Below are 14,069 nucleotides of genomic sequence, written 5' to 3'. Positions count from 1 at the left end.
CTCCCGAGCCCCCTCTACCACCCCTAGATCTGCCGCCCCTTCCAGAACTGCCTCCCCTGGGGGGCGAAGTGCCTGTAGGCGTGGCTACGCCGCTCCCCACACCCACGCCAGATCCGGCTGCTTTTGCCCGCAGCGTGCAGGTTTCTGGGGTTATCCAAATTGGCCGTGAGTCCTTTGCCCTCATTTCTGCCCCTGGCACCCTTCCCGCAGTTGTGCAGGCTGGGCAAAACTACCAAACTGCCCAGGTAGCCAAGGTATCGGTGCCAGAGCGGCAGGTTGTGCTCTCAGAAGGGGGGGAGACGGTGGTCAAAACGATGCAGAATACAACAGTGATTGTGGGGGCGCCGTAGCTTGTCGGCCCTGGTGGCAAAACTTAGAAGCGGGGCTCACTGCCCAGGCGGGAGGGCTGCTGTTTGAGGTAGCGCAAGAACTCCCGCAGCTCAGCTTCCGTTAACTGGTGGCGAGATCTTTTCTGGAAGCGACGTTCCAAAAACTCTTGGCCCTCCTTGCGGCTCCAGCCAATGCGCTGCATCTCCACGTCCGTTTGCGCAATGAGATCCGAAAGGTCGTCGCTTTGCGTCTCCGCTTCCTTAAGGGGCTGGGATCGGGCTGAGATCCCTGCTGCTTCAGGGGTTGGAGGGGTAGAGGAAGACTGGGACTGTCCATTGCCCAAGTTAGGAGTTGGCCAACTGGGAGAGGACAGATAGGAAGCCCTGGCAGGGGCAGCGTCTAGGCCTAAACTTAAAGAGGAGGTAGGGCGACCAAATCCTGCATGCTGAAGAGCCCGCTTCAAGGCAGCATCTTCAGCGTCTTCGATGGTGTTTGAGCCGGCCATGCCACTGCCCAAAACGGTGTTGTTCACCACTACCTGGGCTTTGACGATGTAGATCCCTTCTTCCACGCGCAACAGATCGGTGAGCAAGCTGCCCATGGGGTACCGCTCTCGAAAGTCTTGAATCATCTTGGCGCCGGAATCTGTTGCTTCTAGAGCCCCAACTCCAGGCTAGCTTGAAGGTACGCCCTACATCCAGATCTTCTTGCCCACATTTAAGCCAGTCGATATTGGCTAGAAACGTTTGCCAATAGGAGAAGTCTTTCCTAGCAGTTAACGTCTGGCTCGGCAAAGGTATGCTTAGGCTAGGAATCTACCAGCAGCACCCAGGGAGGCACAGCAAGTATGGCTAGCGATACCACGGCGGCCAAGTCAGCCAGCTTGGGGCAGGCAGCTATTCGAGAGCGCAACTATGGCACTGCTTTGCAGTTGTTGCGGCGGGCTTATCGGGCCGATCCCAGCCCTGAAAATGCCCTTTGGTTGGCCACTGCCTACGAGGAGGCAGGCTACCTTCAGTTAGCTGCTCTCTATCGAGAATTGGCCCAAGAGCGCAGAGAGACTCCTAAAGCAAGGTCTCCCCGCACCCTTGAGGAGCCAAAGCAGCCATCTCCCCAATCGCCGGCTCGCAAGACCCTTCCCTCGCCGCAGCCGATCCCGCTGTCAAGTCCGTCCACCTCTTCTGGGGATCAGCCAATTGAGCTCTCCAAGCCCACACCCCTGGATCCCAAAAGCCTCAGCCGTCAGGTACCCTTGCGAGGGCAAGCCACAGAGGCTGCCTCTTCCGGAGAACAACCGGCCCAAAACGCCAACTACCTGCCAGTTCAACACGCTCCAGATCTGCAAAACCCCCAGCAGGGATCCCCCTTCGTGCGGCGGCTCAACCAACTGCATCGGCAATTTAAGGATCGGCCTACGGCAGAGCTGGCTCTGCAACTGGCGGAAGCCTACGACGAGCAAAAGAACTTCAAAGAGGCCCAGCGCTACTACCGGGAAGTTTTGGATTTGGATGACTCTTGGCTGCTGCGACCGATGGTGCTAGAGCGCCTGGAAGAACTGCAGCGCTTGCAGGGGCAGGAAGGCCAAGCGAGATCCCTGGCAGAGCCTTCAGCCCAGAACTTGCTCAGGCTGGCCGAGAAACTGGAACAGGAGGGGGAAATGGCTCGGGCTGAGCAGGTTTACCGGCAAATCCTGAAAATGAATGCCACCCTGGACATCCATGCCAAAGCGCGCAAAGGACTAAACCGGCTCTATCCCAACGGCAAGCCGTGATGCCAACCAGCCCAGGCAGACTCAATCGCCCAAGGAATAGCTGGGGCAAGGTTATCGAGGAAAGGAGGCGCGGAGACTCGCAGCTTTGGCCGTGGGGTAGCTTACTTCCCTGCGGGCTGCGGCAATGGTCTGGGGCAGCACCCCTACCAGCCGCGCCAAAACCTCATCGGGGAGTTGGCTGACCACCTCAGCAGAGAAAAACTCTTCTAGGCTAAAGAGCAAGGTTCGTGCCCGCTGGGCCGACAGAGGGTTGTCGGTAATCTGCTGCAGCCAGCGCATCCAGTGCAGCCGCTTGGCATAAGCATTCTGCCGCTCTTGGTAGCTCCGGGGATGCAACAGAGCCACATCCCCAATCGGAACCACACTGCTCGACTCCACATCCAAAGGACCCCCCACCGCAGCGCCCGGCCCGGCAAACTCGGCATGAAACGTTTTGCAGATGATCAAGGCGTTGTGTCGCTGGGGATCCACCATCAGCAGTTGACCACTGCTGAGACTGCAGACTAGCTGCTCTGGATCAACCCACGGAACCAGGCTGTGGCTGTTGGGAGAGGACCCGTTCATACCCCTCCAAGGTATCTGTTCCCCTTACATGAGATCTTCAACTTTTGCAGCCCTGCTTGACCAAATCTTCATCTTGGGATCTCGCCGACAAGCCGGATGGCGATCCCTTCACCGGCCTGGCAGCGGCCAATGCGACGGGCATAGGGGTAGCCGGCCTCCTGCAGTTCTTGCAATAGCTCCGCCGTGTGGGTCGGATCTACAGCCACCAACAAGCCGCCGCTGGTTTGCGGATCCGACAAGAGCAATTGCTGCCACTCGGGCAGAGAGTTGGCCTCTATTCCCTCATAGCTTTGCCAGTTGCGACGGGCCGCGCCTGGGAAGATCCCAGCCTCAGCCAAGGAGAGGGCTTCTGGCAAAAAGGGAATGGCAGCCAGATCCAACTCAGCGCTCACCCCCGAGCCACGGCAGACCTCCAGCAAGTGTCCCAAAAGACCAAACCCCGTTACATCGGTTAGGGCGTGAACCTGGGCTCGCCGGGCCAGTTGCGGGCCAATGCGGTTGAGCTGGGTCATCACTTGTAAGACTTCTGCATAGCCCGCTGTGCTGAGCTGACCCTTCTTCAGGGCGGTGGTCATTACCCCAATCCCCAGCGGCTTGGTCAGAATGAGATCGTCGCCAGGCTGGGCGGTGGCGTTGCGGCGGATGTGCTGCGGGTGGGCCAGCCCTGCCACCACCAGGCCGAAGATGGGCTCAGGGGAATCGATGGAGTGCCCCCCAGCTAGAGGGATCCCCGCTTCCTGACAGACTTGGATCCCCCCGGCCATGATCTCCCGAATGACCGACAGGGGCAGGGTGTTGACCGGCATGCCCAGGATGGCCAGGGCAAGGATGGGCGTGCCCCCCATCGCGTAAACATCGGAAAGGGCATTGGCGGCAGCGATGCGGCCAAAATCCACCGGATTGTCCACGATGGGCATGAAAAAGTCGGTGGTTAGAATGAGGGCCTGCTCGTCGTTGAGTTGGTAAACAGCAGCGTCGTCGCTGGTTTCAGCTCCCACCAACAGGGCTGGATCCGACCAGAGGAGGGGCAGCTCCTTGAGAATCTGCTGCAGCAGCGCAGGGGCAATCTTGCAGCCGCAGCCGCCACCATGGGAGTACTGGGTGAGGCGAATAGGAGGCTCCATATCAGGCGAAGGGAGAAAAGGTAGGCTTGACTTCACTGTAGCGGCCTCTGCCGGCAACTGGAAAAGGAGAGCGCTGAGTTAAGGTTGAAGGGATCCCTTATCCCTACCGTTGCCATGGCCTTTGTTCCCTTGCACTTGCACAGCGAGTACAGCCTTCTAGACGGGGCTAGCCGACTGCCGCTTTTGATTGAGCAAGCAGTGGCTATGGGTTTCCCAGGACTGGCCCTGACGGATCACGGCGTTATGTACGGGGCCATCGAACTGGTGAAACTGTGTAAAAGCAAGGGGATTAAGCCAATCATCGGCAACGAAATGTATGTTATCAACGGCAACATTCGGGACAAAAGCCGCAAGTACCCAAAGTATCACCAAGTGGTCTTGGCCAAAAACACCCAGGGCTACAAAAACTTGGTGAAGCTGACCACCATTTCCCATCTCCACGGCGTTCAAGGCAAGGGGATCTTCGCTCGACCCTGCATCAATAAAGAGTATTTAGTGCAATACAAGGAGGGGTTGATTGTTACCAGCGGCTGCCTTGCTGGAGAGGTTCCCCAGGCCATTTTGCAGGGGCGGCCAGAAATTGCTTGTCAGGTTGCTGCCTGGTACCAGGAACAGTTTGGAGATGACTACTACATCGAGATCCAGGATCACGGCTACCGGGAAGACCGCTTTGTCAATGTGCAATTGGTTCGCATTGCTCGGGAGTTGGGGATCCCAATCATCCTCACCAACGATACCCACTTTATTTCTTGCTGGGATGTGGAGGCCCACGATGCCCTGCTCTGTATCCAGACAGGCAAATCCCTCACCGAGAAAAATCGCCTTCGCTACACGGGAACAGAGTACCTAAAAAGCCTAGAGGAAATGCGCCGCCTCTGCCGCGATCACCTCGAGCAGGAGGTCATCGACGAGGCGATTGCCAATACCCTCAAAGTGCTGGAAAAGATTGAGGACTATGACCTGTTTGGGGAAATACGCATGCCTGACTACCCAGTTCCCCCAGGTCATTCTGCCGATAGCTACCTTGCTGAATTGGCCTGGCAAGGCTTGGCAAAGCGCTGTGGCGTCGCCCATCCGGATCAGATCCCCCAAAACTATCGGGAGCGCCTGCGCTTTGAGCTGGATATCATCCAGCAAAAGGGGTTTTCCAGCTATTTCTTGGTGGTCTGGGACTACGTTCGCTATGCCCGTGAGCACGGGATCCCAGTGGGCCCAGGCCGTGGTTCGGCAGCCGGATCCCTGGTGGCCTACGCCCTACAGATTACTAATATCGATCCTGTCAAATACGGGTTGCTCTTCGAGCGTTTTCTCAACCCAGAACGGCAATCAATGCCAGACATCGATACTGACTTTTGTATCGAGCGTCGGGGAGAGCTGATCGAATACGTAACCCGCAAGTATGGACAGGAGCGAGTGGCTCAGATCATTACCTTTAACCGCATGACTTCCAAAGCTATCCTCAAGGACGTTGCTCGGGTTCTGGATATCCCCTATTCAGAAGCTGACAAAATGGCAAAGTTAATCCCGGTATCCCGAGGCAAGCCGGCAAAACTAGAGGAGATGATCGGCGAGAACACTCCTGCTCCAGAGTTTAAGGAAAAATATGAGAAAGACCCAACCACCCGCCGCTGGATTGACCTAGCTCGATTGCTAGAAGGCACCAACAAAACCTTTGGAGTCCATGCCGCTGGCGTAGTCATTTCCAAGGATCCTTTGGACGAGATCGTGCCTTTGCAGTACAACAATGAAGGCCAAATTATTACCCAGTACTCGATGGAGGACATCGAGTCTTTGGGCTTGTTAAAGATGGACTTTTTGGGGCTGCGCAACCTAACCCTGATCCAGCGGACTGTAGAGCTAATTCGAGAACATAGAGGCGTTGTGATTGATTTGGACAACCTACCACTGGACGATCCAAAGACTTACCAACTTTTGGAAAAAGGGGAGGTGGAAGGGATCTTCCAACTGGAATCTTCCGGGATGAAGCAGGTGGTGCGAGAGCTCAAGCCCTCAAATCTGGAAGATATTTCCTCGGTCTTGGCTCTCTACCGACCGGGGCCATTGGATACGGGCATGATCCCAGACTTTATCGATCGCAAACATGGCCGCAAGCCGATAACCTATGCCCACGACCTTCTCAAGCCAATCCTTCAAGATACCTATGGGGCTATCCTCTACCAAGAACAGATCATGCGCATTGCCCAGGACATGGCCGGCTATACCCTGGGCCAGGCTGACCTGCTGCGGCGGGCGATGGGGAAAAAGAAGGTCTCGGAAATGGAGAAACACCGCGAGCAGTTTGTTCGAGGAGCAGTCGAGCGAGGTGTGGCTAAAGAAGTAGCCACGGAGCTCTTCGACCAGATGGTTGCTTTTGCCGAGTATTGCTTTAACAAATCCCATTCTACAGCCTACGGATTGATTACTTTCCAGACCGCCTATCTAAAAGCCAACTACCCAACAGAATACATGGCAGCGCTGCTTTCTTCTGTAAGCGGGGATCAGGATAGAGTCCAGCGCTACATCACCTACTGCCTGTCAATCGGAATCCAAATTGAGCCGCCTGACATCAACCGCTCCGGCCTAGACTTTACGCCTCAGGGATCCAGCATTTTGTTTGGTTTGGGGGCAGTGAAGAATGTAGGCGAGGGAGCGGTGCAAAACATTCTGGCCACTCGCCAGGCTGGCGGCCCCTTTACCTCTTTGGCCGACTTTTGCCAGCGGGTCGATCTGCGCATCGTCAACCGCCGGGCCATAGAGTCGCTCATCTATGCAGGCGCTTTCGACGGTATTTCCGGCAACCGCAAACAGCTCATAGCGGATCTGGACCCCGTCCTCAGTTGGGCGGCGGAGCGGGCCAAGTCCAAAGCCATCGGCCAAGCCAGCCTATTTGATTTGTTGGGCAGCAGCAGTCAGGGCTTTACGGAAGCGCCCCAAGGGCCTGCAACTGAAGATTTTCCACCGCAGGAAAAGCTGAGGCTAGAGCGGGAACTGTTGGGCTTTTATGTTTCGGATCACCCTCTGCGGCGGCTCCAAGAGCAAGTACGGCTGCTGGCTCTTGTCAACCTCGCTGACTTAAAGACCTGCTCGTCTGAGGTCTCAGTCGGCATTCTCGCTCTAGTGACCGCTATCAAAACCGTCAGCACCAAGAAAGGGGAGCGCATGGCCATTTTGCAACTAGAAGATCTGACAAGCACTTGCGAAGCGGTGCTCTTCCCCAAGACTTACAAGCGTTTGCGCAGTTGCCTGCAGGTGGATCAACGGCTCTTGGTTTGGGCTAAGGTCGACCAGCGGGATGAGCAGGTGCAATTGATTGTGGAGGACCTGCAGCCCATTGAAGCGGTAAGCTGGGTCACGGTGGAAGTTCCCCTGGACTCTGCTGGAACCGTAGAGGAGCGGCGCCGCCTGCAAGCGGTACTTGCCGGTCAACGCTCGGAAGCTCAGGAAGAAAATCGCATTCCCGTGGTGGCTGCCCTCGTCGCCCCCCCCCACACCCTCTGGGTGCGGCTGGGATCCCAATTTTGGGTGAAAGATGCCGAGGCCACCGTTGCAGCTCTGCGCCAGGCCGGCTACACTGCCCGCAAGGAAGCGCTAGCCTCCTGAGAGACCACCCAACTGTTGTCCCAGCCAGCTGCGCAACTGCGCTACCGTTAGCCGCGGAGAAGGGCGCGGTAGGGGCTGTTCCGGATCCCCAGCCACCTTCAGCACGGGAACCTCGAGGGAGTACTGCTCCCACCAAAGGGGGTTGGAAGTAATGTCACGGATTTCCAGCTCCCTGACTTCAGGGATCTGCTGCAACTTCTCCGCTAAGCCCTCGCAGAGGTGGCAGCCAGGCTTGCTGTAGAGGATTAGCGGCGGCCAAGGCATAGGGGATCCTTCAGGCTAGCCGACGGTGTTGCAGTGAGGGCATCTGCCGCCGAATCAGCTGCAGCCGCTCCGGGTCGATCTCAGCAATGGCCGCACCTGGTTTTTCGCCGCCGGCATCCGCCAAGATCGTCCCCCAGGGATCCACGATCATGGCGTGCCCGTGGCACTGCCGCCGCGCGTAGTGGGTGCCCACCTGGGCAGGGGCGATGACATAACAGGTGTTTTCAATAGCCCGACACTGCAGTAAAACCTGCCAGTGATCCCGGCCCGTGTATGCCGTAAAGGCGGCAGGGATCAGCAACACCTCCGCCCCCCGATCCACCAGGGAGCGATACAGCTCGGGAAAGCGCACGTCGTAACAGACCGAAAGGCCAAGGGTGCCTAGCCGTTCTTCCTGGTAGACAACCACCTCGTTGCCGCTCACCACCGTGTTGGACTCGCGGTAGGTGTTGCCGTCGGGCAAGTTGACGTCGAAAAGGTGGATCTTGCGGTAGCGAGCCAGCTCTCTGCCCTCTGGGCTGTAGAGGGCGGCCGTGTTGTACACCTTGCCCTGCCCATCTGGCACCGGGTATCCCCCACCTAACACAAATACCTGGTAGCGCTGGGCCATCTTGGCCAAGAATTCCTCCGCCCGCTGCGCGATCTCTGGAGCAAGACGAACTTTCTCTTCCTCTGGCCCCATGAAGGCGAAGTTTTCCGGCAGGGTTACGAGCTCACAGCCCCGGCGCGCCGCAAAGTCAATCCACTCCTCTGCCTGCTGGAAGTTGCCGGCCAGATCAGGCGTGCTGGTCATCTGAAGGGCGGCTGCCAAGTAGGATTGCATAGGGAAACTCCGGGAAAACTCAAAGGATCCAGCTGGCTAGCCCGCCAGATGCCACCAGCCGAAAGCAGGCCCCACAAATCGCACTATCACCCAGACAATGGCTAGGAGAATAATGCCGGCCCAAGTGCCTCGAGTTGTCCAGTTGTAGATGGTGCGGGCTTGGGCTTTGGTGAGAGGAATGCTTTTGAAGCTGGGAAACAGCAACTCTTGGTCGGGATCTGGGCTGCTGCGGGTTTTGCGGCGTTTGGCTTCGCCCATGACCTGGCCTCCAAGGGTTTTGGCGCAGTCGTGACTTTCATCTTAACCTAATTCCCCTTGGGCCTCTCCTAGGCGGTGGGGTCGGCTGCAGTTGAGGAGGCAAGACTTAACTAGAAGCGCTGGTGTAAAAGCGCAAGGCAAAGCGCCAGAATAGATGGGATCCCCACAGCAACCCTGCTGCCAACAGGGCGGATCCCACAAGCCAGGGCCATTGGGCTCGCCCCAACAGAGCTTCCGCCGGCACTGTGGTCAAGAAAGCCACCGGCACGACGAAGGTAAAAAACAGCCGATAGGCCACCGGATAGGCCACCAGCGGGAATCGCCCGGCCTCTACCAAGCCCCGCAGCACCTCGGTGACGTTGTAGATCTTAACAAACCAGATGCTGGTGGCCGCCAGCATAAACCAGAGGCTGTAGAGAATGACCAGCCCCAGCAAAAAGGGCACTAGCCCCAGGACATAGGCCCCGGCTGGCAGCTCCAACTGGATCCCGGCGTAGAGAATCAGCAACAGGCCAAAGCCGATATCCACTAGGCCCCAGGGAGAGAACACCCGCGTTGACAGCCAAAACTGGCTGCTGATGGGCTTGAGCAAAACAAAATCCAGGGTGCCCTCCTGCACCTGCTGCACGATGCGATTGAGGTTGACGTTAAAGAGGCTGGTCGACACCCCCTGGAGGATGGTGAACACCCCCAGGACGATGAGCGCCTCCGGCCAACTCCAGCCCCCCAAGCGGTGCCCCTGCTGGTAGAACAGCGACAGCCCAAACAAGGCTGACGCCAGGCCGCCTAAGCTGCTGAGGCTGGCAAAGAAAAAATTGGCCCGGTACTCCATTTCTGCTGCTACAGAAGTGCTCCAAAACAGCCACAACACCTGCAAGTAGCGCAGCACTTGGGTTCTCTCCAGTCTCAGCCTTTATTCCACTTGCGGTAGCAGCGGGCAGTGATGAGATAGGGATGAAACACTTCCAAAAAGTGACTTTGCAGCACCTGGAAGAATTGCTCAACTTTCTGGGGGTCGTCCAGGTGGAAAGGAAACTCGTCGTTAAACCCCTTGAAAAAATACCAGTTGATCAACAACTTACCTTCCGGCTTGAGCCAAGCGTAAAACTGACGCAACTGAGCTGCTGGATCTGGCAGGTGTTCCACCACATCGAAGCAGAGGATGGTATCAAAAAAGATCCCTTCTGGCAAGCTTTCTGGACAGTGGATCCGCTCGCTTAGACCCAATTTTTCCGCCCGCAGTTGTACAAACTGCCGATGGATGGGGTTGATATCCCAAAAAATCACCTGCTCCACTTCTGGGCAGAGGGCTGCCCCAATAGTGTGGGTGCCAATGCCTCCGCCAAAATCCAGCACCAGCCCGCGGGCCTGATCCGCCACCAGGCGCAGGGTGTCACCGATGTAGTCGGTGCTGCTTAGGTGCCAAGCGGCCAAGTCCAGCAGATAGGCAGATCCCACCCGATCCCGGTAAAAAGCCTCTACCTGATCCCAGCCGAAGTCGCGCCGGCCCAGCTCTGCCAACTGTTGTTGCCCAGCTCGCAGCTTTTCCTGCAGCTCGGCGGCTTCAAGGCCGAGGAAGGATCCCAGGTGAGCTTCCAGGTCAAAGCCATTTTGCCAGTAGCTGCTCAGCGCAGGGGGAATGGAAGCCACGGGAACCCAAAGCTCACTAGGCTGCTGGTCTCAGGATACCGCAGGTCAGGGGATGGCAGTGAAGCTTTCGTTCTCTCTGAGCGCTTCTTTCTCGGTGTCCTGCTGGGATCCCGGCTCAGGAACATTGGGCGGCGTCTTCAAAAGGATAGCCAAGGTATCGGGACTGAAGTGGTCGGTGCTCCTAACAATGGCTGTTGCCCTCGGCCCAAACCCGATCTTGTCAAAAAGCTGCAGCCGATGAGAGGAAACCCGTTTCCCATTGACGAACAAACCATTGGTGCTTTGACGAGAGCCAGGGCTGCCGTCAAAGATCACGTAGCTGTATCCAGCCTGGTTTTCTTCAGGAACGCGGATAATGACAGCGTGCTGGCGGGAAACAAAGGGGTCATAGAGACGGATGTGGCTGTTGGCGGCTCGCCCTACCGAGTAGTAAATCTTGTCCAACACAACGCCGCGCTGACCTAGCTGATCCTTGAAGATCAGGATTAGGGGGGCAGGGCTGTGTTGGGAAGCATCCATGCTCATCCGGAACAAGGTCTAGCATTGCACTGGCCTTCAAAAAGGCAGGGCGTTACACAGAAGCTGTAGCTCAGTTCAAGTGGGGCTTCCCCTCTCCTTGCGTCTGCTACAGTATACATCACCAATCTATGGAAAGGTGGAGTGGAATTCCATCCTAGCGTTCGAGCTCTTGCCCAAGGCAAAGAGGTGGGTTGCGAGTTTACCCTGGAGAGGAGATCATAGAGTCCTACCCAAGCTAAAAGTTCCCATTAACAGCGTGACAGTGGAACCTAGGCAGACTCAGTTAGATCCTCAAGCCCTTGGCCCCACTACAGCTACTGCAGCCATCAAAGCCCACTTGGATTTGCTGTTGTTGGGCCTGGAGTCCTTGAGCGGGGAGAGTTCCGAGGCCGTTCTGGCAGCAGCCAAGGCCCTGAACCTAGAAGAGTACATTGGCGATCGGGTGGCCCTCTGGCGCCTGCGCAACGCCAATCCCCTCCGCCGCACTAGCGGTGAACCCAAGAAAGTCGAGATCGCAGAGGCCCGCGCCCTGGCCAGAGTAATTGCCTATCTGGCAGCCCAGCAACAGGCCCGTATCCGTAGCACGCTGGAGCAACTGGAAGCTGCCCTCAAGCAGGAGCTCAGCCCTTTCCGTCAGCCGCTGGTGGGCGATTATCTAGGCGAGTTTATCTCCCACTACCGCAGCCGTATGGTGGATGGGGATGTCCGCGATGAGGATAGCCTTGCCGAACTGGCTCTGCGCATCCTGATTGAGCTGCTGTTCTACAGTAGCCCCAGAGGAGCAGAGCGGCTGTGGAAAGCCTTGCTCAATCGCCCTGAGATGGATCTCCCTGCCAGCAGCAAGGTAGGATCGGATGCCCTGCCCTCTTCCTAGCCCTCAGCCTTGGAATTATGCCCAGCCTCACCCTTAGCCAAACCTATCACCAGCCCACCTCGACCCTCACCGTGCGCGGGGAAGCGCCCCTCCCTTCCCGGCCAGTTGATGGCTCTGCTAGGTTGCCATTACAAGCGATTGAGAGCAACTTTGAGTGTCAGCTGGAAATCCGCCAGGGAGAGACCACCAAAACTCTGCAGGGAGACAGCGTTTGGCTCAAGAATTTGATCACGGTGATCGACCGCTACGTTGGATCCCAGCTCAGCGGTACGCCCAAGGGAACTTTCAGTGGTACTGCGGCCATCCGTCCGCTGGATTTTATTTCCCACCGCCTTACGGTGCGGCAGGGGGAGGATCGCATTGCCCAGGTGGATCTGTCGATGACGCAGTTGTATGACCTCCTGGAAAACCTCTCTCAGGCGGCTGAAGATCTGCCCCAACTGGACAAACTGGCAACGCCGCCGACGCCGGCTTGGTATCGACAGCCCACCGCAATTGCTGCCTTGCTGGCGGGCGGGATTGTCCTGGCGGCTGGGGTTGGCCTCTGGGTCAGCCGCAGGGATCCCCCCCCTCCTCCCTCCCCACCCCAGGAGCAGCTCACTGCGCCGGAAGCCGCTGGAGATCTCCAGCAGCGTCTGGAGAGTACCCTGGCCCAGCGGTGGCAGTCTCCCCCAGGTTTGCAGGAGAGCTTAGTCTACCGGGTAACGGTGGATGAGACGGGATTCCCCTTGGCTGCCGAACCAAAGAATGCGCCCGCTCGGGAGCGCCGCGCCATAACCCCCTTTGCCGACGTGCCTGAGGTAGCGCCGGATCCCTTGCCAAGGGGGGCTAGGCAGTTTCTCGTCAGCCTGGGGCCGGCTGACCAAGTGGAAGTGGCCGCAGTCCAGTAAAGCTGGGTTCAATCAGGAGCTGGCGCCTTCTGGAGCGGGGTGGGGATCCCCAGCACGGGCAAGGTTTTGGTAGCCAATGCCTCCTACGAGCCGCTCAACATCACCAGTTGCGCCGGGTTATCGCGCTGCTCAAGGGCAAGGCTGAGCAAATCGGGCACAACGGTAAAGTAGTCCACGGCAACGTTCTTCTGCCTACGGTCATCCGTCTTCGCCACTACTGGATTCCCCTGACGCAGCGCAATGTCCTCCATCGCGATGGGCACCGCTGCCAATACTGCGGCTGCTATGGTGAAGACCTCACCCTAGATCCCGTGATCCCGCGGCGGCAGCGATACCTGGGAAGTGGCTGAAGTATACCATTGGCCTGGAAGAAGCTTCGCCGCCACAGCCGTTAGATAACCTCGGCTAGATCCTCATGGATGGCGGCACTAGCGGGGAGGGGGAAGAGATTCTCTCCTCGATCCAGCGATGGATAATGGCATTAACCTCGGCGGGACACTCGTCGTGGGGGCAGTGGCCAGCTTCCAAGAAGTATTCCACTGCCGTGGGGTAGTGAGTGCGATAGAGCTGCGAGCGCTCGCGAACCCGCATCCAGGGATCCCGCTCGCCCCAGATGAGCAGCAGGGGTCGCGCTAGGCTGCGCAGCAGCTCGTCCACGTAGCGTCCTTTTTGTCCGCCTCGCATCAGAGCCACAAACACATCGGCCGCCCCCGGCTCCCGCGTAGGCCGGTGAATGTCTTCCACCAGCTGGTCTGTCACTGCCGCCTGATTGTAGTAGACCTGCTTGAGCTTGGCCCGGATCACCTGGGGCTGGCGCAAGTACTGAAACAACAGGTAAGACACCAAGGGCTGACGCAGACTCCAGCCCACCAGCTTGCCCAGCCACTGCCGGGATCCGTTGGCAGTGGAAAAGCCGCCGGCTCCATTGAGCAGCACCACACCCCGCACCCATTCGGGATGCTCCGCTGCCAGGCTGAGCACCACATAGCCGCCCAGGGAGTTGCCAATGGCCACCACTGGCTGTCGGATCACCTGTTGGCAGAAGTCCCGCAGTTGGTCTTTCCAGAGCTCAGCGTCGTAGTTCCACTTGGGCTTGGCGGAACGGCCAAAGCCAAGCAAATCAATGGCATAGACCTGGTAGTGTTGCGCCAATTCGGGAATGTTCTTGCGCCAGTGGTCAGTGGAGGCTCCAAAGCCGTGCACCAACAGCAGAGGCTGGCCCTGCTCGCCCTGTTCGACATAATGGACAGACTGCCCTCGCCAAATCCAGCGGGCCGAGATAGGAGTGGCCAGTGCCGATGTTGAAGCCATAAGGGTTGCTCGCAAGCTTCTCTTCATCCTAGTAGATTTGCCTGGCCAACTCCGAAGGCTACGGGTCAGAGTATTAAACACGGGTTGGATA

14 protein-coding genes and 2 pseudogenes are annotated in these 14,069 nt (G+C 57.8%); 6 read left to right on the top strand and 10 right to left on the bottom strand.

All coding sequences use genetic code 11. The features are described from left to right. Nucleotides 1-350: pseudogene (locus NW808_RS04325) on the top strand (hypothetical protein); the annotation flags it as partial. Nucleotides 351-373: 23 nt separating this feature from the next. Here the strand turns inward: NW808_RS04325 and NW808_RS04320 are convergent. After that, nucleotides 374-961, bottom strand: a complete 588-nt coding sequence (locus NW808_RS04320; RefSeq protein ID WP_414420409.1) for a hypothetical protein — start codon at nucleotides 959-961, stop codon at nucleotides 374-376. A 216-nt stretch (nucleotides 962-1,177) separates the two neighbouring features. Between NW808_RS04320 and NW808_RS04315 the strand changes: the two genes are divergently transcribed. Continuing rightward, entirely contained in the window at nucleotides 1,178-2,101 is a 924-nt protein-coding gene (locus NW808_RS04315; RefSeq protein ID WP_414420408.1) for a hypothetical protein, read from the top strand. Nucleotides 2,102-2,152: 51 nt separating this feature from the next. Here the strand turns inward: NW808_RS04315 and NW808_RS04310 are convergent, their stop codons facing one another. Together NW808_RS04310 and selD are read right to left on the bottom strand one after the other, a co-directional pair. Beyond that, nucleotides 2,153-2,665, bottom strand: coding sequence for a hypothetical protein (locus tag NW808_RS04310; protein ID WP_414420407.1), 513 nt, complete (start codon nucleotides 2,663-2,665; stop codon nucleotides 2,153-2,155). Nucleotides 2,666-2,733: 68 nt separating this feature from the next. After that, a complete protein-coding gene (gene selD, locus NW808_RS04305; protein WP_414420406.1) occupies nucleotides 2,734-3,789 on the bottom strand; it encodes a selenide, water dikinase SelD in 1,056 nt (351 codons plus the stop codon). A gap of 114 nt (nucleotides 3,790-3,903) precedes the next feature. Here selD and NW808_RS04300 point away from each other — a divergent pair, with 114 nt between their 5' ends. Beyond that, complete coding sequence (locus tag NW808_RS04300; protein ID WP_414420405.1) at nucleotides 3,904-7,389, top strand: DNA polymerase III subunit alpha; 3,486 nt, start codon at nucleotides 3,904-3,906, stop codon at nucleotides 7,387-7,389. Here the strand turns inward: NW808_RS04300 and NW808_RS04295 are convergent. The 6 genes from NW808_RS04295 to NW808_RS04270 form a co-directional block, all read right to left on the bottom strand. After that, nucleotides 7,378-7,653, bottom strand: a complete 276-nt coding sequence (locus tag NW808_RS04295) for a glutaredoxin family protein (RefSeq protein ID WP_414395036.1) — start codon at nucleotides 7,651-7,653, stop codon at nucleotides 7,378-7,380. The genes NW808_RS04300 and NW808_RS04295 overlap by 12 nt on opposite strands. 10 nt (nucleotides 7,654-7,663) lie before the next feature. After that, nucleotides 7,664-8,476: a carbon-nitrogen hydrolase family protein gene (locus NW808_RS04290; protein ID WP_414420404.1), complete on the bottom strand. Its 813-nt coding sequence runs from the start codon at nucleotides 8,474-8,476 to the stop codon at nucleotides 7,664-7,666. Nucleotides 8,477-8,512: 36 nt separating this feature from the next. Next, the gene (locus NW808_RS04285; RefSeq protein ID WP_414395038.1) at nucleotides 8,513-8,734 is read right to left on the bottom strand and encodes a DUF2839 domain-containing protein; all 222 of its coding nucleotides are present in this window, start codon (nucleotides 8,732-8,734) and stop codon (nucleotides 8,513-8,515) included. A 106-nt stretch (nucleotides 8,735-8,840) separates the two neighbouring features. Beyond that, nucleotides 8,841-9,623: an ABC transporter permease gene (locus NW808_RS04280; RefSeq protein WP_414420403.1), complete on the bottom strand. Its 783-nt coding sequence runs from the start codon at nucleotides 9,621-9,623 to the stop codon at nucleotides 8,841-8,843. Between the two features lie 17 nt (nucleotides 9,624-9,640). Continuing rightward, the gene (locus NW808_RS04275; RefSeq protein ID WP_414420402.1) at nucleotides 9,641-10,384 is read right to left on the bottom strand and encodes a class I SAM-dependent methyltransferase; all 744 of its coding nucleotides are present in this window, start codon (nucleotides 10,382-10,384) and stop codon (nucleotides 9,641-9,643) included. A gap of 45 nt (nucleotides 10,385-10,429) precedes the next feature. Beyond that, nucleotides 10,430-10,903: an FHA domain-containing protein gene (locus tag NW808_RS04270; protein WP_414420401.1), complete on the bottom strand. Its 474-nt coding sequence runs from the start codon at nucleotides 10,901-10,903 to the stop codon at nucleotides 10,430-10,432. Nucleotides 10,904-11,159: 256 nt separating this feature from the next. Here NW808_RS04270 and NW808_RS04265 point away from each other — a divergent pair, with 256 nt between their 5' ends. From NW808_RS04265 to NW808_RS04255, 3 genes and pseudogenes are all read left to right on the top strand, one after another. Then, complete coding sequence (locus NW808_RS04265; RefSeq protein WP_414412354.1) at nucleotides 11,160-11,777, top strand: DUF3038 domain-containing protein; 618 nt, start codon at nucleotides 11,160-11,162, stop codon at nucleotides 11,775-11,777. A 17-nt stretch (nucleotides 11,778-11,794) separates the two neighbouring features. Next, nucleotides 11,795-12,667 (top strand): DUF4335 domain-containing protein, encoded by an 873-nt coding sequence (locus NW808_RS04260; RefSeq protein WP_414420400.1) that lies wholly within the window; start codon nucleotides 11,795-11,797, stop codon nucleotides 12,665-12,667. 45 nt (nucleotides 12,668-12,712) lie between these two features. Beyond that, nucleotides 12,713-12,990 (top strand): annotated as a pseudogene (locus tag NW808_RS04255) (HNH endonuclease); the annotation flags it as partial. An 82-nt stretch (nucleotides 12,991-13,072) separates the two neighbouring features. Here the strand turns inward: NW808_RS04255 and NW808_RS04250 are convergent. Further along, nucleotides 13,073-13,978, bottom strand: coding sequence for an alpha/beta fold hydrolase (locus NW808_RS04250; RefSeq protein WP_414420399.1), 906 nt, complete (start codon nucleotides 13,976-13,978; stop codon nucleotides 13,073-13,075). Nucleotides 13,979-14,069 lie beyond the last annotated feature (91 nt).

The organism is Synechococcus sp. W70.1, assembly GCF_047461515.1.
GTDB lineage: Bacteria > Cyanobacteriota > Cyanobacteriia > Thermostichales > Thermostichaceae > Thermostichus.
The sequence above is the reverse complement of the archived record's forward strand: the minus strand, read 5'-3'. Positions and strand labels throughout refer to the sequence as shown.